Annotated in this window: 20 protein-coding genes; 12 read left to right on the top strand and 8 right to left on the bottom strand. The window is 61.2% G+C overall.

Annotation, left to right across the window (positions count from 1 at the left end; all coding sequences use genetic code 11):
• Nucleotides 1-121: 121 nt before the first annotated feature.
• On the bottom strand, nt 122-589 hold the full coding sequence (locus AC2YI2_RS23745) for an Lrp/AsnC family transcriptional regulator (RefSeq protein ID WP_487388982.1): 468 nt from the start codon (nt 587-589) through the stop codon (nt 122-124).
• Nucleotides 590-712: 123 nt separating this feature from the next.
• Between AC2YI2_RS23745 and hppD the strand changes: the two genes are divergently transcribed.
• From hppD to AC2YI2_RS23720, 5 genes are all read left to right on the top strand, one after another.
• On the top strand, nt 713-1,816 hold the full coding sequence (gene hppD, locus AC2YI2_RS23740; RefSeq protein ID WP_487388981.1) for a 4-hydroxyphenylpyruvate dioxygenase: 1,104 nt from the start codon (nt 713-715) through the stop codon (nt 1,814-1,816).
• Nucleotides 1,817-2,036: 220 nt separating this feature from the next.
• Nucleotides 2,037-3,398 carry a homogentisate 1,2-dioxygenase gene (hmgA, locus tag AC2YI2_RS23735; RefSeq protein ID WP_487388980.1) on the top strand — a complete coding sequence of 454 codons (1,362 nt, stop codon included), beginning with the start codon at nt 2,037-2,039 and terminating at the stop codon, nt 3,396-3,398.
• A gap of 28 nt (nt 3,399-3,426) precedes the next feature.
• On the top strand, nt 3,427-4,443 hold the full coding sequence (locus tag AC2YI2_RS23730; RefSeq protein WP_487388979.1) for a fumarylacetoacetate hydrolase family protein: 1,017 nt from the start codon (nt 3,427-3,429) through the stop codon (nt 4,441-4,443).
• The gene (gene maiA, locus AC2YI2_RS23725; protein WP_487388978.1) at nt 4,443-5,066 is read left to right on the top strand and encodes a maleylacetoacetate isomerase; all 624 of its coding nucleotides are present in this window, start codon (nt 4,443-4,445) and stop codon (nt 5,064-5,066) included. The genes AC2YI2_RS23730 and maiA overlap by 1 nt, the downstream gene beginning before the upstream one ends.
• 92 nt (nt 5,067-5,158) lie before the next feature.
• Entirely contained in the window at nt 5,159-6,271 is a 1,113-nt protein-coding gene (locus AC2YI2_RS23720; protein ID WP_487388977.1) for a glycosyltransferase family 61 protein, read from the top strand.
• Here the strand turns inward: AC2YI2_RS23720 and AC2YI2_RS23715 are convergent.
• From AC2YI2_RS23715 to AC2YI2_RS23685, 7 genes are all read right to left on the bottom strand, one after another.
• Nucleotides 6,256-7,242 carry an aldo/keto reductase gene (locus AC2YI2_RS23715; protein WP_487388976.1) on the bottom strand — a complete coding sequence of 329 codons (987 nt, stop codon included), beginning with the start codon at nt 7,240-7,242 and terminating at the stop codon, nt 6,256-6,258. The two genes, AC2YI2_RS23720 and AC2YI2_RS23715, sit on opposite strands and share 16 nt — an antisense overlap.
• Before the next feature lie 16 nt (nt 7,243-7,258).
• Entirely contained in the window at nt 7,259-7,573 is a 315-nt protein-coding gene (locus AC2YI2_RS23710; protein ID WP_487388975.1) for an L-rhamnose mutarotase, read from the bottom strand.
• Between the two features lie 11 nt (nt 7,574-7,584).
• Nucleotides 7,585-8,640 (bottom strand): ABC transporter ATP-binding protein, encoded by a 1,056-nt coding sequence (locus AC2YI2_RS23705; RefSeq protein ID WP_487388974.1) that lies wholly within the window; start codon nt 8,638-8,640, stop codon nt 7,585-7,587.
• A 3-nt stretch (nt 8,641-8,643) separates the two neighbouring features.
• On the bottom strand, nt 8,644-9,477 hold the full coding sequence (locus AC2YI2_RS23700; RefSeq protein ID WP_487388973.1) for a carbohydrate ABC transporter permease: 834 nt from the start codon (nt 9,475-9,477) through the stop codon (nt 8,644-8,646).
• 9 nt (nt 9,478-9,486) lie between these two features.
• A complete protein-coding gene (locus AC2YI2_RS23695; RefSeq protein ID WP_487388972.1) occupies nt 9,487-10,353 on the bottom strand; it encodes a carbohydrate ABC transporter permease in 867 nt (288 codons plus the stop codon).
• Between the two features lie 188 nt (nt 10,354-10,541).
• The gene (locus AC2YI2_RS23690) at nt 10,542-11,801 is read right to left on the bottom strand and encodes an ABC transporter substrate-binding protein (protein WP_487388971.1); all 1,260 of its coding nucleotides are present in this window, start codon (nt 11,799-11,801) and stop codon (nt 10,542-10,544) included.
• A gap of 51 nt (nt 11,802-11,852) precedes the next feature.
• The gene (locus AC2YI2_RS23685) at nt 11,853-12,992 is read right to left on the bottom strand and encodes a mandelate racemase/muconate lactonizing enzyme family protein (protein WP_487388970.1); all 1,140 of its coding nucleotides are present in this window, start codon (nt 12,990-12,992) and stop codon (nt 11,853-11,855) included.
• An 81-nt stretch (nt 12,993-13,073) separates the two neighbouring features.
• Between AC2YI2_RS23685 and AC2YI2_RS23680 the strand changes: the two genes are divergently transcribed.
• From AC2YI2_RS23680 to AC2YI2_RS23650, 7 genes are all read left to right on the top strand, one after another.
• Nucleotides 13,074-13,766 (top strand): GntR family transcriptional regulator, encoded by a 693-nt coding sequence (locus tag AC2YI2_RS23680; protein ID WP_487388969.1) that lies wholly within the window; start codon nt 13,074-13,076, stop codon nt 13,764-13,766.
• Nucleotides 13,767-14,149: 383 nt separating this feature from the next.
• Nucleotides 14,150-15,196: a LacI family DNA-binding transcriptional regulator gene (locus AC2YI2_RS23675; protein ID WP_487388968.1), complete on the top strand. Its 1,047-nt coding sequence runs from the start codon at nt 14,150-14,152 to the stop codon at nt 15,194-15,196.
• A gap of 133 nt (nt 15,197-15,329) precedes the next feature.
• The gene (locus AC2YI2_RS23670) at nt 15,330-16,598 is read left to right on the top strand and encodes an ABC transporter substrate-binding protein (protein WP_487388967.1); all 1,269 of its coding nucleotides are present in this window, start codon (nt 15,330-15,332) and stop codon (nt 16,596-16,598) included.
• Nucleotides 16,599-16,721: 123 nt separating this feature from the next.
• Complete coding sequence (locus AC2YI2_RS23665) at nt 16,722-17,621, top strand: carbohydrate ABC transporter permease (RefSeq protein WP_487388966.1); 900 nt, start codon at nt 16,722-16,724, stop codon at nt 17,619-17,621.
• Nucleotides 17,618-18,433 (top strand): carbohydrate ABC transporter permease, encoded by an 816-nt coding sequence (locus tag AC2YI2_RS23660; protein WP_487388965.1) that lies wholly within the window; start codon nt 17,618-17,620, stop codon nt 18,431-18,433. The genes AC2YI2_RS23665 and AC2YI2_RS23660 overlap by 4 nt, the downstream gene beginning before the upstream one ends.
• A gap of 9 nt (nt 18,434-18,442) precedes the next feature.
• Nucleotides 18,443-20,689: a glycoside hydrolase family 2 protein gene (locus AC2YI2_RS23655; RefSeq protein ID WP_487388964.1), complete on the top strand. Its 2,247-nt coding sequence runs from the start codon at nt 18,443-18,445 to the stop codon at nt 20,687-20,689.
• Between the two features lie 9 nt (nt 20,690-20,698).
• Complete coding sequence (locus tag AC2YI2_RS23650; protein WP_487388963.1) at nt 20,699-21,784, top strand: ABC transporter ATP-binding protein; 1,086 nt, start codon at nt 20,699-20,701, stop codon at nt 21,782-21,784.
• Nucleotides 21,785-21,823 lie beyond the last annotated feature (39 nt).

Genomic DNA, 21,823 nt, shown 5'->3' with positions numbered 1-21,823 from the left:
CGGGGAGAAGTGCCGAGCGCATGCGAGGCGATGAGGGGGTGGCCGAAGGCCCCGAAGTGAAGCCCCCTCATCCGACCCTTCGGGCCACCTTCTCCCCGATGGGGAGAAGGGGAGATCGGCTCTACCGCAACGGCAACCCCTCAAAACTCTTCAGCGTATCCAGCACGATCGACGTCTTCACATGCTGCACGGAATCATGCGGCAGCAGCACGTCGTTGACGAACCGCGACAGCCCCGACAGCCCCCGCGTCGCGACCTTGAGGTGGTAATCCATCTCGCCCGTCAGCGCATAGGCCTCCAGCACCTCCGGCAGGTCATTGACCAGCGCTGAGAACCGCCGGGCATTGTCCCGGTTATGCGTCGCCAGCGTCACCGAGATCACCACCAGCAGATCGAGCCCCATCTTCTGCCGGTCGAGCCGCGCCTGGTAACCCTGGATATAGCCCTCCGCCTCCAGCCGGCTGCGGCGGCGCGAACATTGCGAGGCTGAGAGCGCGATGCGGTCGGCGAGTTCGTTGTTGGTCAGCCGCCCGTCCTTCTGCAAAGCCTCGAGAATCTTCAGGTCGAAGGAATCCAGATTCTCATTCATGCGCAAAAGCTCCATTCCATGCGCGGATCATGCATAGAATGATCTATTGGCGCAGAGATTGCAAAGACATTGCATCATCTGAGGCGCATACTGTGCCAAGAATTTTCCCGAGGAGGAAGCAATATGGGTCCCTTTCCGCACGACGCCCCGCCGGCCGAGATCACCAATGATAATCCCGCCGGCACCGACGGTTTCGAATTCGTGGAGTTCTCCCATCCCGAGCCCGAAAAGCTCCGTGAACTCTTCACCCGCATGGGCTATGTGCCTGTCGCCAGGCACAAGTCGAAGGACATCACCGTCTGGCGTCAGGGCGACATCAACTACATCCTGAATGCCGAGCCAGGCAGCCACGCCATGCGCTTCGTCGATACGCACGGCCCCTGCGCGCCGTCCATGGCCTGGCGCGTGGTCAATGCCCAGCATGCCTTCGATCACGCCGTTTCCAAGGGTGCTCAGCCCTATACCGGCACCGACAAGGCACTCGATGTGCCTGCTATCGTTGGCATCGGCGGCTCGCTGCTCTATTTCATCGAGACCCATGGCGAGAAAGGTTCGGCCTATGACGCCGAGTTCGAATGGCTCGGCGAACGCGACCCGAAGCCCGAGGGTGTCGGCTTCTATTATCTCGATCACCTGACCCACAATGTCTATCGCGGCAATATGGACAAGTGGTGGGACTTCTACCGCAACCTGTTCAATTTCAAGCAGATCCACTTCTTCGACATCGACGGCCGCATCACCGGCCTCGTCAGCCGTGCGATCACCTCGCCCTGCGGCAAGATCCGCATCCCGCTCAACGAGTCCAAGGACGATACGAGCCAGATCGAGGAGTTCCTCAAGAAGTACAAGGGCGAGGGCATCCAGCACATCGCCGTCGGCACCGATGGCATCTATGACGCCACCGACAAGCTCGACGCAAACGGCCTGAAATTCATGCCCGGCCCGCCCACGACCTATTACGACATGTCCTTCGAACGCGTGCATGGCCATGACGAGCCGATCGAGCGGATGAAGAAACATGGCATTCTGATCGACGGCGAGGGCGTGGTGAATGGCGGCATGACCAAGATCCTGCTGCAGATTTTCTCCAAGACCGTGATCGGCCCGATCTTCTTCGAATTCATCCAGCGCAAGGGGGATGAAGGTTTCGGTGAGGGCAATTTCCGCGCGCTGTTCGAGTCGATCGAGGCGGACCAGATCAAGCGCGGGGTTATTGCTGCGGAGTGAAGCTGGCTCCAGCCTTCCCTTCTCCCCTTGGGGAGAAGGTGGCGCATAGCGCCGGATGAGGGGTTCCATGAACGCCGAATATGCCTCTGAAAACCCCCCATCTGCCCTTCGGGCATCTTCTCCCCAAGGGGAGAAGCGAAGCCATACCGCGAAACACATCACCCAAAAACCACTGGCGGCTCAGTCCCCGGGCTGCTAGCTTCCCATCCGGAGGAGTACCATGGAGCAGACCAAGAGAGGCACGCGCCCGGTCGGCAGCCAGAGCACGGAAGCCCCGCGCTACATGCCCGGCTTCGGCAACGATTTCGAGACGGAATCGCTGCCCGGCGCCCTGCCGCAGGGCCAGAACAGCCCGCAGAAGCTGAATTACGGCCTCTATGCCGAGCAGCTCTCAGGCTCTCCGTTCACGGCGCCACGCGGCACCAACGAGCGCTCCTGGCTCTACCGAATCCGGCCGAGCGTGCGCCACGTCAGGCGCTTCTCCAATTCGTCCTACCCCTATTGGAAATCTGCGCCGATCCAGGACGAGCATTCGCTGCCGCTCGGCCAGCTGCGCTGGGATCCGATCCCGGATCCCACGGAAAAGCGCGATTTCCTCGCCGGCATCCGCACCATGACCGCGGCTGGCGATACGCAAACGCAGGCCGGCATGGCGGCGCATGCCTATGCCTTCAACAAGGACATGGTCGACGACTATTTCTTTAATGCCGACGGCGAACTGCTGATCGTGCCGCAGGTGGGCCAGATCCGCGTCTTCACCGAAATGGGCATCATGGATGTCGAACCGCTCGAGATCTGCCTCATGCCGCGCGGCATGATGTTCAAGGTGTCACGGCTGGGCGAGGGCTCCGTCTGGCGCGGCTATGTCTGCGAGAATTACGGCGCCAAGTTCACGCTGCCGGATCGCGGCCCCATCGGTGCCAATTGCCTCGCCAATCCGCGCGACTTCAAGACGCCGGTCGCGGCTTATGAGGACAAGGAAACGCCCTGCCGCGTGACGGTCAAATGGTGCGGGCGTTTCTACATCACCGAGATCGGCCACTCTCCGCTCGACGTCGTCGCCTGGCACGGCAATTACGCGCCCTACAAATACGACCTCAGGACTTATTCGCCCGTCGGCGCCATCCTGTTCGACCATCCCGATCCGTCGATCTTCACGGTGCTGACCGCACCGAGCGGCGAGGAGGGCACGGCCAATATCGACTTCGTCATCTTCCCGCCGCGCTGGATGGTGGCCGAGCACACGTTCCGGCCGCCCTGGTACCATCGCAACATCATGAGCGAGTTCATGGGCCTGATCCATGGCCAGTATGACGCCAAGGAGAAGGGCTTCGTGCCGGGCGGCATGAGCCTGCACAACATGATGCTGCCGCACGGGCCGGATGCGACCGGCTTCGAGAAGGCGTCGAATGTCGAACTCAAGCCGGTGAAACTCGAAAACACCATGGCCTTCATGTTCGAGACCCGCTTTCCGCAGCAGGTCACCAAATACGCCGCCGAACTCGAGACGCTGCAGGACGACTATCTCGAATGCTGGGATGGTCTGGAGCGGAAGTTCGACGGGACACCCGGAATAAAGTGAAACAAAGCCAGAGGGGCAACAAGAGCATATGAAGCTTGCGACATTGAAGGACTCCACGCGTGACGGCCGTCTGGTCGTCGTCTCCCGCGATCTCACCCGCTGCTCCGAGGTCGGCCATATTGCCCGCACGCTGCAGGCTGCCCTGGATGACTGGGAGCATGTTGGCCACCGTCTCGCCGGCGTGGCGGAGGGACTGGAGACCGGAGCGCAGCCTTCGATGCGATTTCATGAGCATGAAGCAGCCTCACCCCTGCCGCGCGCCTACCAGTTCGCCGATGGCTCGGCCTATGTCAATCACGTCGAACTGGTCCGCAAGTCGCGCAAGGCCGAGATCCCCGCGTCGCTCTGGACCGATCCGTTGATGTATCAGGGCGGTTCGGACGGCTTCCTGGGGCCGCGCGATCCAATCGTCATGGCGGATGAGGGTTGGGGTATCGATCTCGAAGGGGAAATCGCCGTGATCGTCGACGACGTGCCGGCGGGGGCGTCGGTGGAAGAGGCGCGCGACGCGATCCAGCTCGTCATGCTGCTCAACGACGTCTCGCTCCGCGGCCTGACCGCGAACGAACTCGCCAAGGGCTTTGGCTTCTTCCAATCCAAGCCCGCCTCCGCCTTCTCGCCGGTCGCCGTCACGCCCGATGAACTCGGCGATGCCTGGAAGGACGGCAAGCTGCATCTGCCGCTGCTTGTCAGCATCAATGGCAAGCCCTTCGGCAAGGCCAATGCTGGCCAGGACATGATCTTCGATTTCGGCCAGCTCGTGGCGCATGCGGCCAAGACCCGCAAGCTTGCCGCCGGCTCGATCATCGGCTCCGGCACCGTCTCCAACAAGGGCGATGGTGGCCCCGGCAAGCCGGTTTCCGAAGGCGGCGCGGGCTATTCCTGCATCGTCGAACAGCGCACGGTCGAGATCCTGTCAGGCGGCGAGGCCAAGACACCCTTCCTCTCCTTCGGCGATGTCGTCCGCATCGAGATGAAGGACAGCCAGGGCCATTCGATCTTCGGCGCGATCGAGCAGAAGGTCGAAAAGCCAGAGGCCGCGTGATGTCAGACGTCGTGTTGCACGATTACTGGCGATCGTCAGCCAGCTATCGTGTGCGCATCGCGCTGGAGCATCTCGGCATCGCTCATCGCAAGGTGCCGATCGATCTCCTGAAGGGAGAACAGCGCGCGGACGATTACCGCGCGATCAACCCTCAAGGCCTCGTCCCGACGCTCGAAATCGACGGCCGGGTGCTGACGCAGTCACTAGCGATCATCGAATATCTCGCCGAGACGCGGCACGAGGCGGGCATCATGCCCGCCGACCCTGTCGACCGCCAGTTCGTCCGGACACTCTCCTATGCCATCGCGATGGAAATCCACCCGATCTGCAACACCCATGTCGTGGCGCATGTCGTCGAGCTGACCGGCAATCCCGAATCCCGGGAGGCCTGGATGCGGCGCTTCATTGGCCAGGGCCTGGCCAATGTCGAACGTCTGCTCGCCGGCAGAGCCGATCGCTTCGCCTTCGGCGACAGCCCCACCATGGCGGATTTCTGCATCGTGCCGCAGCTCTACAATGCCCGTCGCTGGGGTGCGGATATGTCGGCCTGCGCGCGGCTGCTGGCCATTGACGCCGAATGCGCCAAGCTGCCGGCCTTCGAAGCGGCGTTTCCGCGGGAATAGCCTGTTCTTGCGCAACCGACGTCACCGCAATACACATTCTGGATGCATATTTCTTGTTGGCTCCCGCATCGCGGGAGACCTGTTGGTGTCGCATGAACGGCGTGTGGGAGCAGGAGAGGCGAATTCATCGCGAGCGTCAGGCGCGGGCGCTCGCGGCAGATCCGCGGCGGGACGCTCGCATCGAGGTCCTGGAGGAGGCACTCGTGGCGCCGCTGACATTCTATGACCGGGCGTCGTCACCTCAAATCTTCGACGGTGGTGCCTATTATCACGATGGCAAGCCCTGCGAGCTTTCGCTCCATACCAAGAGCATGGCCAGGAATATGCCGCTGCCGGCTATGCAAGCCTCAGCCTTCTTGCCGGGAACGCATCTCTATGGCGGCTTGCTGAAGAACGAGCATTTCGGCCATTTCGTCGCCGAAAGCCTCGCCCGGCTTTGGGCGACACAGGTCACCCGCTTCGATTCCGTGATCTTCTATCTGCGCGACACCAACCTGATGGTGCCATCCTTCGTGCGGGACACGCTCGATTGCATCCGCCCTGAACTTCGCATGCACATCGTGCGGGAACCGACCCGGATCGAGCGCCTGATCGTGCCGGAACAGATCTGCCATCCCGGCATCGGCTTTGCCTCGGGACACCCGCTGCTGAAGCAGGCCTTTTCGGGGGCGGCATCAATAGACCGCGATTTGCCGCGCAAAGTCTATGTGTCGCGCAGCCTTCTGCCGGGCAGCGAGGGCCGCTTCCTTGGTGAATCCTATGTCGAGGAAAAACTGAAGGACGAAGGCTACACCATCATCCATCCGGAGCGGATGTCGATCAGGGATCAGTTCGCCGCCTACGCCGCCGCCGATCGCCTGATCTTTGCCGAGGGCAGCGCGATGCATCTCTACGCGTTGATCGCGAGGCCGGAGCAGCGAGCCTTCATCATCCGCCGACGGCCGATGGGCATCGTCTTCGACTGGCAGCTCGCGAGTTTTTGTGCGCAGCCCCTCGCAGGTAGCAGCCACATCCTGGGCTTCTACATCGACGAACGCGACGGCACGGACCTTCTGAGGGCACAAGCCAAACTTGATATGGCTTCCCTCGCGGCAGAGCTGCGCGAGGAAGGCTTTATCTCAAATTCGGACTGGTCGTGGCAGCCGCCGGACGAGCTGGGCGTATGGCACGGTTACGACCGCTTCGTGCCTCAGCGGATCGCGTAAGGCTCGAAGCCCTCGAAAATCGACGCATCGAGGCGGGTTTCCATCGAGGCCATGTTGCGCTTCAGGCTCGATGCCTTGGTCGTGCCGAGCAGCACGCTGGCGACAACTGGTTCGTGGAACGGAAACTGCAACGCCGCGGTCGCGAGATCCGTGCCGGCGGCAGCTGCCACCTCCTGCATCTTGGCGACGCGGGCGCGAATATCCTCATTGGCCTCGGCATAGTTGAAGGTGGCGCCCGGCACCGGGCCACTGGCCATGATGCCGGAATTGAACACGCCGCCGATGATGAAGGAGGTGCCGCGCTCGCGGCAGAGCGGCAGCAGGTCGCGTTCGGCCGATCGGTCGAGCAGCGAATAGCGGCCGGCCATCAGGATGCAGTCGAGATGGGTGTCCTTCATGACATCGAGGAGCACCTCGACCTCGTTGACGCCAAGACCCCAGGCCTTGATCACGCCCTGGTCGCGCAGGTCGTTTAGGCGCTTGATGCCGCTGTCGCGGAAGGCCTGCATATGGCCGTCGTTCTTTTCCTTGCCGTGGGTGAATTCGCCGATGTCATGGACGAAGAGAATGTCGAAACGGTCGAGCCCCATGCGCTTGTGGCTGGCCTCGAGGCTGCGCATGATGCCGTCGCCGGAATAATCATATTCGAGCTTGATCGGATGGGCGTCGACGAAGGCGTGGTCCTCGGCCTCCTCTTTCGGCACGCGGTGCAGGATGCGGCCGACCTTGGTGGAGATCACATAGTCGTCACGCGTCTTGGTGTTAAGGAAGCGGCCGAGGCGCTCCTCGGCGAGGCCCCCGCCGTAATGCGGCGCCGTGTCGAAGAAGCGGATGCCAGAATCCCAGGCGGCGGCGAGGACGTCCTGTGCCGCCTCGTCCGTAAGCGGGCGATAGAGGTTGCCGAGCGGTGCGCTGCCAAAGCTGATTTCCGACACCTGGAGGTCTATCTTGCCGACTGGGCGGGTCTTCATCGAAATCACCTTTCAATCAATCGAGATGGTAGACGCAATCCATGAAGCTCCACCATTCGCCCGATTTGGCCGAGGCGAGCGGCGATTGGCAGGGGTCGGTCAGCGCCAGCCAGCGTTTGGTGACGGCCTTCTCTCCCAGGCGCTTCATGTCGCCTTCATAATCGTTTCCCCGATAGTCCCAAACCCCGAACAGCAGATTTTCGGGCTCCTTCAGGAAGATCGAATACTGATGGATATTGGCGTCTTTCAACGCTGCATCCATCTCCGGCCATGGCGCGGCATGCAGCGCTTTGTAGTCGGCGACCCGTTCGGGGCGGAGGCCGATTACCATGCCCATTCGCATCAGCGCAGCCTCTGGCCGTCGAGCGCGAAATAGCGCAGATGCGCGGGATCAAAGGTGAGCGTCAGCGTGTCAGCGGGCTTGGCGCCAGAGCGACGCTTCTCGGCGATGACGGTCTCGCCGGTCGAAAGCTGGGCATGGACATAGGTCGTCGATCCCAAATGCTCGACCACCTCAGCCTTGACCTCGAGCGAGATACCCTGGCCCTCGTCGAGCTGTTCCGGCCGGATGCCGACGCGAACCTTCTTACCCGTCTCAAGGGTCGACGAGAGCGCTGGCTTCGGCAGCACGATGCCGCCGACCGCGAGGCCTTCAGCCGTGATCGTGCCTTCCAGAAAATTCATCCGAGGCGAGCCGATGAAGCCGGCGACGAACTCATTGTCGGGATTTTCATAGAGATCCACTGGCGTCCCGATCTGCTCGACCTTGCCGGCGCGGAGCACGACGATGCGGTCGGCCAGCGTCATCGCCTCGGTCTGGTCGTGGGTGACGTAGACGATGGTGTTGCCCAGCGTCTGGTGCAGCTTGGCGATCTCGACACGGGTCTGGACTCGGAGTTCGGCGTCGAGATTGGACAGCGGCTCGTCGAACAGGAAGACATCCGGATTGCGCACGATGGCGCGGCCGATGGCGACGCGCTGGCGCTGGCCGCCGGAGAGTGCTGCCGGCTTGCGGTCGAGCAGCGTGGTCAGTTGCAGGATCTGGGCGGCGCGGTTCACCTTGGCGTCGATCTCGGCCTTGGGGGCCTTGGCCATGCGCAGGCCGAAGCTCATATTCTCGGCCACGGTCATATGCGGATAGAGCGCATAGGACTGGAACACCATCGCCACGCCGCGGTCCGATGGCTCGCGGTCGTTCATGCGCGCACCGCCGATGAAGAGATCACCTCCAGTGATTTCCTCCAGGCCGGCGATCATCCTTAGCAGCGTCGATTTCCCGCAACCGGACGGGCCGACGAAGACGGTGAACTCGCCCTTCTCGATCGCCATCGACACGCCATGGATCACCTTGACGGCGCCATAGGTCTTGGCAACATTCTTCATTTCGATCTGGGGCATGGTTCAGCCTTTCACGGCGCCGGTGGCGATGCCATTGACGATGCGCCGCTGGAAGATGACGTAGATGATGACGATGGGGGCGGCGGCGATGACGATTCCAGCCATCAGGAGCGGCACATTGGTGGTATACTCGCCCTTGAGTGCGGCAATGCCGACCATCAGCGTCCGCTCCTTCTGCAGCACCAGGAGCGAGATCAGCACGTCGTTCCAGCAATAGAGCGTATTGAGGATGCCGAGCGTGATCAGCGCCGGTTTGCCGAGCGGCAGCATGACATGCCACCAGATCTGGATCAGCTTGGCGCCATCCATCCGCGCGGCTTCGACCAATTCCCTAGGCAGCGCGGAATAGAAGGCGGTCATCAGGTAAACGCAGAAGGGCAGGAAGAAAGACGTGTAGGAGATGATCAGGCCGATGCGGGTGTTGATCAATCCGAGCGTGACGATGGTGCGGTAGAACGGCACCAGCACGACCTGCACCGGGATCATCAGCGAGGCCAGGATGACGATGAAGAGCAGCTTGCGATAGGGAAAGCGCAGCATCGCAAAGGCGAAGCCCGCGAGCGAGGAGACGAGCAGAAGCAGTGCCACCGCGCCGGCGGTCGTCACCACCGAGTTCAGGAAATATTCCGAGAGCCGCGACCGGTTCCAGGCATTGATGAAATTCTGGATCGTCGGGTCGGTGACCAGGTTGAAGCGGTTAAGGATATACCCCTTGTCGGTCTTCAGCGCATTGTTAACAGCGAAATAGACGGGATAGAGGCAGGTGAGCGCCAGCAGCCACATCGGCAGTGCCGCGCCCCGCATCATCCATTTCTCGCGCTTCGAGGTGAGTGCCATGGGTCCGCCTCAGAGATTCGCGTTCTTCGACATGATGCGGATCTGGATGTAAGCCAGCCCCGCCATCAGCGAGAACAGCAGCATGGAGATCGCGGCAGCATAGCCCGGACGATTCATCTTGCCCTGCTCGAGCCAGATCAGGAACTCCGGCAGCGTGGTCGAGGTGCCCGGGCCGCCCGCGGTCAGCACATAGATCAGGCCGAACATCGAGGTCAATGCGCCGATCGTGGTGACGACACCGACGAATTCGATGATGGGGCGCAGCACCGGGATCATGACATGCCACCAGATCTGCAAGGGCTTGGCGCCATCGAGGCGCGCGGCCTCGATCAGTTCCTTCGGCACGGTGGAGAGGCCGGCCATGAAGATCAGCAGGCTCATCCCGAAGGTCGACCAGAGATGCACGGAAAACAGCACGAACAGGGCAGTGGTGCCCGAACCGAGCCAGTCGACCGGCACGAGGCCGACGGCCTTCAGCATCGCGTTCAGGCTGCCGTCGAAGCGCAGCACCATATTGAAGATCGAGCCGATGATGACCGATGACAGCACCGCCGGAAAGAAATAGACCGCTCGGAAGAAGCTGCCGCCCGGCACGCCCTGGTGGATCAGGATCGCCAGCAGCATCGGCAGCGCAACCCAGATCGGCAGCGTGGCGATCAGGATCAGCGTGTTCTCGACCGAGTCGCGGAAGGCATTGTCGCTGGCCAGCGCCACATAATTGCCGAGGCCGACGAATTCGAACTTCGTCATGCCGTCGGAATCGAAGAAGCTGAGCACGAAGCCCCAAGCGAGCGGAAAGATGCGGAACACCGCCACCAGCAGCAATGCCGGAGCGATGAAGAGCAGGGCGATCCGTCTTTCTGCGGGGCTTCCCAAGATTTGCTTTCCTATTCAGCTTGGCGCGATTCGTGCCGGCGTTACCCCCTCATCCGACCCTTCGGGCCACCTTCTCCCCGCTGGGGAGAAGAGGGAGCAAGCGTCGGCGTCTCGGAACTCCTCTCCCCTCGGGGAGAGGTCCGCCGAGCAAAGCGGAGGCGGGGTGAGGGGTAGCCCCGCCAAACTGCCTACTTATGCGCCTCGGCCTGCACTTCATCCATTCGCTTCACAGCTTCGTCCACCGTGGTCTCACCGTTGAGCAACAACTGGCTCAGGCGGTGGATTTCTTCAAGTTCCTTGGCGGTCGCATTGGCATGCGCCATCGGCGCGCCCGACGTCGCCATGATCTTCAGGATTTCGATGGCCGCCGGGCTTTTCACACCCTTGGTATCAACCTTGGAATTGGCAGCCACGGCGCCGGCATCGTTGAAGAAGATCTGCTCGAGTTCCGGCGAGGCGAGGACCTTGGCGAATTCCAGCGCGAGATCAGCGTTGGCCGAGGCCTTGTTGACGCCATAGCCGATACCGCCGGAGAGCGGGAATTTCGGCTCGCCTTCCTTCTTGTCGGAGGCGGCAACAGGCGACGGCATCGGGAAGACCCCGTTGTTGTCCGCACCAAGGAACTCGTCGAACTGCTTCCAATGGGCAACGTCGGAGATCAGGCCGATCGTATTGGCCGACTCACCCCGCATGAAACCTTCATATTCGTCCATGAACTTGGCGGTCGAGTTGGCGCCCTGCGGGAACCAGCCGTTCTTGTTGGCATCGACCCAGCTCTGCAGGATCGCCTTGACCGGGGCATCCGACCACTTGAGCTTGCCGGCTGCGAAATCGGCCTGCTCTTGCGCCGTCCAGGATGTCGCGGCGATTGACGAGAACCAGAACTCGATGCCGTAGCCTTCCTTGTTGCCCATGGCGAAGCAGGGGACCGCGCCCTTGGCCTTGATCGCGTCGCAGACCTTGGTCAGCTCTGCCCAGGTTTTCGGCGGATTTGCGGGGTCGAGGCCGGCATCGGTGTAGAGCTTCTTGTTGTAGTAGATGACAAAGCCCTGGATCGAGAGCGGGATCGCATAGGCACCCGAGGCGTCCGAGAATTCTTCCCAGCCGACGAGGTCGCCCTTGATGTCTGTGATCTTGTCATTGAGGTTCTGCAGCGCGCCGAAACGGGCCTTGGCCTGGGCGCCGCCGTTCATCAGGAAGAGGTCGGGGCCGGCATTCGAGGACAAAGCGGTGCCGAGCAGGGTGTAATACTGGTCATGCGGTTGCATGACATAGTTGATGGTGGCGCCGGGATGCTTGGCCTCGAAGACTTCCTTGGCCTTCTGGTAATAGGACGCGGTGGCGGGATCGCCCGACTTCCAGTCCCAGACGGTGATTTCCTGCGCCCAGGCAGATGTGCCGGAGAGAAGGGTGCCCAGCATCAGGGCGGCTTTCAGTGTCATGCGCATGTGGTTTCCTCCCATGGAAGTCTATTGCGGCGAGCCGCCCAAACGTGGTCTTCAGAATATTGGCAGTCTCGGATTGGCCGGGGCAGCGCCCAACTCCTCGCGTTTTAGGATTTCGGGCCGCGCCCATTCCTTCCGCGCCGTCTCGCTCAGCACCAGGCCGTGGCCGGGCCGTTCGGGGGCATAGGCCCAGCCGTCGCGGATCTCGATCGGCTGATCGACCAGATGGTCGAAATTCTGGAACGAATATTCGAGCCACTCGACTTCGGGCAGAGCACAGGCGGCATGGATCCCAACCTCGAGAAAAGTGTTGCCGAGGCTGACGGGGATGGCCTTTTCGGCCGCGAACCAGCCGATGCGCATCACATCGGACACCTGGCCGTGGACATTGATGATGTCGGCACCCTCGGCCTCGAGCAGCAAGCGCTTGCCTGTAAGGTCGAGATATTCGCCGGAATTGATCTGCGTGCGATGGGTGGATTCGCGGAGCGCCTTGAGGCCGGCGAAATCGCTGCGCAGGATCGGATCCTCGACCCAAAGCAGGTCGAAACCGGCCTTCTGGATGGTCTCGATCTTGACCAGGGCTTCCTTGGACGACCACGCCTCGTTGGCGTCGATCATGATCTTCGAGCCCTGCGGGATCACCTTCTTCAAAATGTTGAGCCGGCTAAGGTCTCGTTCGAAATCCTTGTGGCCGACCTTGATCTTGAAGGCGCGGTAGCCGATCGAGGCGGCATAGGCGAAGAGCTTCTCGTGATCGGCATCGCTGAGATGGAAATCGAGCCCGCTCGCATAGGCGCGCACCTTGCTTCGCTCGCCGCCGAGCAGCTTATAGAGGGGCAGCCCCGCTTCCTTGGCCGCGAGATCCCAGAGCGCCACCTGCAGCGCCTCGTGGAAGGGCAAAGAGTAGGGACGAAGATTGCCGCCGCGCGGGCGGGAGACGCGATGGACCAGCGCAATCGCCTCACGGCCGTGAATGCCCGGCATGACCTCGGCGGAGAAGACGCGCGTGATCTCCAACTCCGACGGCAAGGCGGTGAAAAGCGTCTGGATAAAACCCAGCCCAATCTCGCCGCTATCGGAAATCAGCTCCAGTGCTGCTACATTCACGTCGTCCGCCCGCACCTGGCTATCGCCGATGGCGCGGTCGCGGGCGAACTGGAAGCGGGTTATCCGGAAGGATGAAATGGCCATGGCGCGATACTTGATCTATTAGTTCATTGATCTGATCGATCAGATGCGCTATCTAATATGCCAGAATGAGAAAGCGTGCAAGTGGCCCGAAAGATAAAACTCGCCTCCGTCAACGATGAACCGATCCAGTCGCAGCGCCTGAGCGATCTTGCGTATGAGCGCGTCCTGGAAGCTTTGTTCGAACGCCGCGTTCAGGCCGGCTCCTTCGTCTCGCAGGGCGAACTGTCTGAAATCGTTGATATTCCTGTCGCTCCTCTGCGCGACGCACTGCGAGTCCTTGAAGCCGAGGGCATTCTGGCGATCCATCCGCGCTCGGGCATCCAGTTCGTCCGGCCGGGCTTCGAACTCACCCGCTCGACCTACCAGTTCCGCTCGATTCTCGAGCGCGCCGCCGTGCGCGTTTTTGCCGAGCAGGGCGACGAGGACCTGATCGAAGAGCTCAGCCGACGCCACCAGTCGCTGATCTCAACGATCACCGAAAAGGGACTGACCGGCGAGGATCTGGTGGAAATGGAAGAACTGGAGCGGATGCTCCACAATGGCGTTATCGGCATCCTGCGCAATCCGCTGATCGAGAGCAGCTATCGGCGCATGCACACTTATCTCCGACTGCTCAGGCTGGAACGCAAGATCACGGCACCCGTGGCTCTCCGGACGCTGAGGGAACATGTCGAGATCATCGAAGCCTGCCGCAAGCGCGACGCCGATCGCGCCGAGGCCGCCCTCGACGCTCATTTCCAGGCTGCGACGCAGCGCAGCCTAGGCTTCATCTGATCAACCGATTAGCCGTGCATGTAAAGGCTCAGCGCCAAATAGGCAAAAATGACGATCGTTGAGATCGTCATGGACGCACCCCACGGGCGCGGGTTGTAGACTGGATAAAGCTCCGACATCTAATCCTCCTTCGCTTCGTGTCCGGACAAGTAACGACGCGACCTCCCGGAGCGTTCCAAATACTTTCTCCCCGCTATTCGAAGTGGTCGGCCGAACGGCTTGTCGTGAATTTACCGCTTCGCTATAAGCCGCGATCCGTGCAGCGCAGGCTTCGTGCCATGTGTTGCGCGCCGCAGCACAAAGTAAATTTTTACTGAAATAACTATTCCGATTGACCAAGACTTGTGACAAACTGACAGGCAAAAAGAAAGACGGACACTGGGATGGTCACGATCAAGGAAATCGCCAAGGCGGTGGGGGTGTCCCCTGCGACGGTGTCGCGGGTGCTGAACTACGATCCCGCGCTTTCGATCTCCCCGATCAAGCGCCAGGCAATCATCGAGACGGCCGAATCCCTGAACTACGAGACGCCGCGCAACCGCAACAAGGCCAATGGCAACGTCGTACCGAGCTTGCTGACCCGGTTGGCGATCATCCATTTCCTTGAACCCTCCGACGAGATCGCGGACCCCTATTATGTCGGTGTCCGGCTCGGCATCGAGAACCGCTGCCGTGACCTCAAGACCGAAATCGTCAAGGTCTTCCATTCGGATGCGTTGCCCGAGGCGTCGCTATTGTCCGGCGCGTCGGGCGTCATCGTCATCGGCAAGCATTCGGATAACGAGATCGCCTGGTTCCGCCAGCATGCCCAGCATGTCGTCTTCGCCGATTTCGACCCAAGGATCGAGGCGCTGGACAGCGTCTTTTCGGACATGGGCGCGGCCACGGTCAAGATACTGGAGTCTCTGAAGGCCAGCGGATACAGGCGAATCGGCTTCATCGGAAGCCATGAGAATCTCAACGGCGCCGTCCAACAGTTCGCCGAGCGGCGCTGTGCCGCCTATATCGATTGGCAGAAGCGCAACGGCACTTTTGACTCGGATCTGCTCGCGCTCGCGGACTGCAGCTCGGGCCAGAGCCTGAGGCTGGACACCGGTTACCGACTCGCGCGCGATCTGCTCGCGCTTGCCGACCGGCCGGACGTGGTCGTCACGTCCAACGACAATATGGCGATCGGCACCTATCGCGCGATCCAGGAATTCGGCCTGTCGATCCCCGACGATATCGCGGTCATTTCCTTCAACGATATCCCGGTTGCGCAGTTCCTTACCCCGCCGCTTACCACGGTAAAGATCCATGGCGAGCACATCGGCGAGACCGCGGTCGATCTGCTTCTGGAACGGCTCTCGGGCCGAGAATACGGCAAGCAGGTCCGTATTGCCACCGAACTGATCCATCGGGCGAGCTGCCGCAAGCCGCTGGAATCATAATACTTTTCAGGCGTTTTCGCAGGCGCAATAAATATTTACTAAATTTTCCTTGCTCGTTTCCTCTTTTTCGGTAAACTTCGCCTCGCTGGACAGGAGAGGAGAACCTGTCCCTGCCATTCCGAGGGAGGATAATATGACGAACAGCAAGATTCTGTCGCGCTTCGCCGCTGCCGCTCTGGCCGGTGCGAGCATCTTTACGGCCACTGCCGCCTTTGCAGGCGAAATCACCATCTGGTGCTGGGATCCGAATTTCAACGTCGCCATCATGAAGGAAGCCGGCGCGCGCTACACCGCCAAGCATCCGGAAACAACGTTCAACGTCGTAGATTTCGCAAAGAGCGATGTCGAGCAGAAGCTGCAGACCGCGCTGGCGTCGGGCACCACCGATGCGCTGCCTGATATCGTGCTGATCGAGGATTACGGCGCGCAGAAATATCTGCAGTCCTTCGCCGGCTCGTTTGCCGAACTGTCGGGCAAGATCGATTACTCCGGCTTCGCGCCCTACAAGGTGCAGCTCATGACCGTCGACGGCAAGGTCTTCGGCATGCCCTTCGATTCCGGCGTGACCGGGATGTACTACCGCAAGGACTATATCGAGCAGGCCGGCTACAAGCCTGAGGATATGCAGAACATCACCTGGGACAAGTTCATCGAGATCGGCAAGGCTGTCGAAGCCAAGACCGGCAAGAAGATGATGGGCATCGACCCGAACGATGCCGGCCTCGTCCGCATCCTGATGCAGTCGGCTGGCGGCTGGTATTTCGACAAGGACGGCAATCTGACGATCGAGAACAACCCGGCGCTCAAGGCGGCTCTCGAAACCGAAGGCAAGCTCTTGCAGGCCGGCATCTACAAGCCGACGGCGGGCTGGACCGAATGGGTCGGCTCTTTCACCTCGGGTGACGTCGCCTCCGTCGTGACCGGCGTCTGGATCACCGGCACCGTCAAGGCCCAGGCTGACCAGTCCGGCAAGTGGGGCGTGGCGCCAATTCCGAAGATGGATGTCGAAGGCGGCACGCACACCTCCAACCTCGGCGGTTCCAGCTGGTATGTGATCGAAAGCTCGGCCGAGAAGGACGAGGCGATCGATTTTCTCAACGAGATCTATGCCAAGGACGTCGACTTCTATCAGAAGATCCTGGTCAACCAGGGTGCTGTCGGCTCGCTGCTCGCGGCCCGCAACGGACCGGCCTATTCCGAAAAGGATGCCTTCTTCGGCGGCGAACCGGTCTGGCAGAACTTCTCCGACTGGCTGGCCAAGGTTCCGTCCGTGAACTACGGCGTCTTCACCAACGAAGTCGACACCGCGGTTGCGGCCAATCTGCCGGGTCTCGCCAAGGGCACGTCGGTTGACGAGGTGCTGAAGGCGATCCAGAGCCAGGCCGAAGGCCAGATCCAGTAACACCCGATACCGGGTATGATCCTCCCGGCAGGCGGCCCCGCCGCCTGCTCCTCCCGGGGCGCCATGCGATTGGCAGTCGCAGGCGCTTCGGCGGCGCATATTCTCATGGGACAGGGAACGGCCATGACCACGGCAACGCCAGGCGGACTGAAGCGATATTACGACGTCAATGGGTGGCTCTTCATAGCCCCGGCGATCGGCCTGATCTCGCTCTTTCTCATCTACCCCATCTTCCGCTCGCTCTACCTGTCCTTCTTCACCGGCAAGGGCATGATGATGAAGTTCGGCGGTGCCGCCAACGTCACAAGGCTTGCCAACGACCCCGTCTTCATCAAGGCATTGACCAACACGACGATCTTCTTCGTCGTGCAGGTGCCGATCATGATCGTGCTGGCGCTGCTCCTGGCCTCCGCGCTCAACAATCCCGACATGAAGTTCCGCGGCTTCCTGCGCACCGCGATCTTCCTGCCCTGCGTTTCCTCGCTGGTCGCCTATTCGGTTCTGTTCAAGAGCCTGTTTGCCTATGACGGCATCGTCAACGATACGCTGATGTGGGTCGGCCTCGCCGCCCATCCAATTCCCTGGTTCACCGACACGTTCTGGGCGCGCACGCTGATCATCATCGCCATCACCTGGCGCTGGACCGGCTACAATATGATCTTCTACCTCGCGGCGATGCAGAATATCGACAAGTCGATCTATGAGGCCGCCCGGATCGATGGTGTGCCCGCCTGGGGCCGCTTCCTTTACATCACCGTGCCGATGCTCAAACCCGTGATCCTGTTCACGACGATCATCTCGACGATCGGCACGATCCAGCTTTTCGACGAGGTCTACAATCTCTCGAGCGAGGCCAAGGGCGGCCCGGCGGATTCGACGCTGACGCTATCGCTCTATATCTACCACCTGACCTTCCGCTACATGCCGAGCTTCGGCTATGCGGCGACGATCTCCTACGTCATCGTCCTGATGGTGGCGGTCCTGTCCTTCCTCCAGTTTTACGCCGCGAGGGACCGGTCATGAACCTGCGACGCTCTCTCGGCTCTGCCCTGCAATATTTCTTTGTCGGACTCGCTGCCTTCGTCTCAGTTTTTCCCTTCATCTGGATGATGGTCGGCGCCACCAACATTTCGGTCGACATCATGGCGGGCAAGTTCGCCATCGGCTCGGCTCTGATCGAGAATATCACCAAGTTCTTCACCCTGGTCGACGTGCCCCTGGTGTTCTGGAACTCGATCAAGGTCGCAGGCCTTGGAACAATCTTCACTATCGCCATCTCGTCGCTCGCCGGCTATGGCTTCGAGATGTTCCGATCGAAATGGCGCGACAGGGTCTATTCCTTCGTGCTGTTGACGCTGATGGTGCCGTTCGCGGCGCTGATGATCCCGCTCTTCATCTTCATGGCGCGCTCCGGTCTCATCAACACGCACACGGCAATCATCCTGCCCGGCATCGCCTCGGCCTTCATCATCTTCTATTTCCGGCAGTCGACAAAGGCTTTCCCGACGGAACTGCGCGACGCCGCCAAGGTCGATGGCCTCAAGGAATGGCAGATCTTTCTCTACATCTACGTTCCCGTCATGCGCTCGACCTATGCCGCCGCGCTGGTCATCGTCTTCATGACCAACTGGAACAACTATCTCTGGCCGCTGATCGTGCTGCAGTCCAACGACACCAAGACGATCACGCTCGTCGTCTCGTCGCTTGCCTCGGCCTATTACCCAGATTTCGGCGTGGTGATGATCGGCGTCATCCTCGCCACCCTCCCAACCCTCATCGTCTTCTTTGCCATGCAGCGCCAGTTCGTGCAGGGCATGCTCGGTTCCGTGAAGTAGGATTTTGAAATGCGCATTTATGAGAGTTTCAACGGCAACTGGACCTTCCGCCACGGCTTCGAGCCGGGCGCCGTCGGCCGTGCCCAGGACGGCGAGACGGTGCGGCTGCCGCATTCCGCAGTCGAGCTGCCCTATAACTATTTCGACGAGACCGAGTATCAGAAGCCTTTCACCTACCAGAAGAAATTCGACTGGCGCCCCGAATTCGAGGGCCGCGAAGTCTCCGTGGTGTTCGATGCCGCCATGGCCGACAGCGTCGTCTACCTGAACGGCGCAGAGATCATCGCCCACAAGGACGGCTACACGCCTTTCGAGGCGCGGCTGACGCCGCATCTCAAGCATGGCGAGAACCTGCTGACCGTAAAGATCGACGGATCGGAAAACCCTGAAATCCCGCCCTTCGGCGGCCAGATCGATTATCTCTGCTATGCTGGCATCTATCGCGACACCTGGCTCAAGGTCGTGAGCCCCGTTTCGATCCACAACGTCAAGATCGAGACACCGGATGCGCTGGCCGACAGGAAGTCGGCCACCGCGAAGGTCTTCATCCGCAATCCCGCCAAGAAATCCTTCGCCGGCAAAGTTTCTGCCATTATTCGCGCCAAGGGCGGCTCGGAAGTTGCGAGCGGTTCGGCCGAAATCAGCGGCGAGACTGCAACGCTCACCTTCTCAGATCTCTCCGGTATCGAGCTCTGGGATCTCGCCAATCCGGCGCTCTACGTCCTCTCGCTCAAGCTTGAAACCGAGCACGGCACCGATTTCCTCGCCCAGCGCTTCGGCTTCCGCACGGCCGAGTACACACCATCAGGTTTCTTCCTGAACGGAAAGCCCCTAAAACTCCGCGGCCTCAACCGCCACCAGGCCTGGCCGCATACCGGCTATGCCATGGGCCGCCGCGCGCAGGAGAAGGATGCCGACATCCTCAAATACGAGCTCGCCTGCAACATCGTCCGCACCTCGCATTACCCGCAGTCCAAGTGGTTCATCGACCGCTGCGACGAGATCGGCCTCCTGGTCTTCGAGGAAATCCCCGGCTGGCAGCATATCGGCGGCGAGAGCTGGCAGGCCGAATCGATCGAGAATGTCCGCCGCATGATCGAGCGCGACTGGAATCATCCCTCGATCATCATCTGGGGTGTTCGCATCAACGAGAGCCAGGACAACCACGCCTTCTACGCCGAGACCAACCGTCTCGCCCGTGAGCTCGATTCGACCCGCCAGACCGGTGGCGTGCGCTTCATCACCAATTCCGAGATGCTCGAAGACGTCTATACGATGAACGATTTCGTGCTCGGCAACGAGGAAATGCCGGGCAACAACCGCGGCCGCGTCGTTCTGCGGGACCGCGTGGAAACGACGGGCATCACCCGTCCGATTCCCTATATGATCACCGAATATAACGGCCACATGTATCCGACCAAGCGCTTCGACCAGGAGCAGCGCCAGGCCGAGCATGTCACCCGCCACCTGCTGATCCTCGATGCCGTGGCCGGCAATCCGGACATATCCGGCTCCACCGGCTGGTGCATGTTCGATTACAATACCCACAAGGATTTCGGCGCCGGCGACCGCATCTGCTATCACGGCGTGCTCGACATGTACCGGATCCCGAAATTCGCGGCCTATGCCTATGCCAGCCAGGGCGAGCCGGAAGACAATGTCGTGCTGCAGCCGGTCACCTACTGGGCGCGCGGCGAGCGCAATATCGGCGGCGTCCTGCCGCTGATCATCCTGACCAATTGCGACTATGTCGAAGTGAAGTTCGGCGAATGGCCGGCCAAGCGGGTCGAGCCGGATCGCGACAACTACCCGCACCTGCCGCATCCGCCCGTCGTGCTCGATCTGCGCAATGTCACGCCCGAAGAGTTCGGCACCTGGGGCCGCGTCTGGCGCGAGGGCACGATCACCGGCTATGTCAACGGCAAGGCCGTGAAGACGACCGTCCTGCCAGCCGATCCGGTCCCGATCACGCTCGACGTCGTCGCCGACGATACCGAGTTGCGCGCCGGCGAGCGCGATGCGACCCGCGTCGTGATCCGCGCGCTCGACCAGCATGGCAACCTGCTGCCCTTCTTCGAGGAGCCGGTCAACCTGACGCTCGAAGGCGCAGGCCGCATCATCGGCCCGTCCGACCATACGCTGAAAGGCGGCGCGACGGGCTTCTGGGTCGAGGCTGGTGACAAGGCAGGCCAGCTGACACTGACCGCCAAGAGCCGGCGTTTCGATACCCAGACTATCCACTTCAACGTGACCTGAGGAAGAACCATGGCCGAGGTTCGCCTGACCAGTATCCGCAAGAGTTTTGGTGCTCTGGAAATCATCAAGGGCGTCGATCTCTCGATCGAACCGGGAGAGTTTACGGTCTTCGTCGGTCCCTCCGGCTGCGGAAAATCCACGCTGCTCCGCATGATCGCGGGCCTCGAGGATATCACGTCGGGCGACCTCGAAATCGGCGGCGTCAGGATGAATGATGTCGATCCGTCCAAGCGCGGCATCGCCATGGTGTTCCAGTCATACGCACTCTATCCGCACATGACCGTGCGCGAGAATATGGGCTTCGCGCTGAGATTCGCCGGCATGGCGAAGGACGAGATCGATCGCCGTGTTGCCGAGGCGGCCCGCATCCTCGAACTCGATCCGCTGATGGACCGCAAGCCCAAGGCGCTCTCGGGCGGCCAGCGCCAGCGCGTCGCCATCGGCCGCGCTATCGTCCGTCATCCGGATGTGTTCCTGTTCGACGAACCGCTCTCCAACCTCGATGCGGAGCTGCGCGTCCACATGCGCGTCGAGATCGCCAAGCTGCACAAGACGCTCAAGACCACTGTTATCTATGTGACCCACGACCAGGTCGAGGCGATGACGCTGGCCGACAAGATCGTCGTGCTGCGCGCAGGGCAGGTGGAGCAGGTCGGTGCGCCGCTCGATCTTTATGACGACCCGGCCAACATGTTCGTCGCCGGCTTCATCGGCTCGCCGCGGATGAACTTCATCAAGGCCAAGGTGATTGTCGTCGAGGCTGGCCGCCTGACCGTCGGCCTCGTCAGCCAGCCACAGGTGCAACTGACCCTGCCTATCTCCGGGACCGCGAGAGTTGGTGATGAGATCAGCCTTGGCATCCGGCCGGAGAGATTCGTCCTGGAAGGCGCAGGCGATGCCGACCTTCCGGTCGAGGTCGACGTCGTCGAGCACCTCGGCAACACATCCTATGTCTATGCCCATGTGGCCGCCGACGAACGCATCATCATCGAGCGGGAGGGATCCCGCGGCACGATATCCAAGGATCGGCTGACGGTGGGCATCGCCGCAAGCCAGGTCTACCTCTTCGACAGCGCCGGCCAGCGGCTGAGATAGCCCAGGCATCGCCCTGGCCACATGACACAATAATGGGAG

The organism is Rhizobium sp. SRI_017, from assembly GCF_057586295.1.
This window is presented reverse-complemented; position numbering and strand designations above follow the sequence as displayed.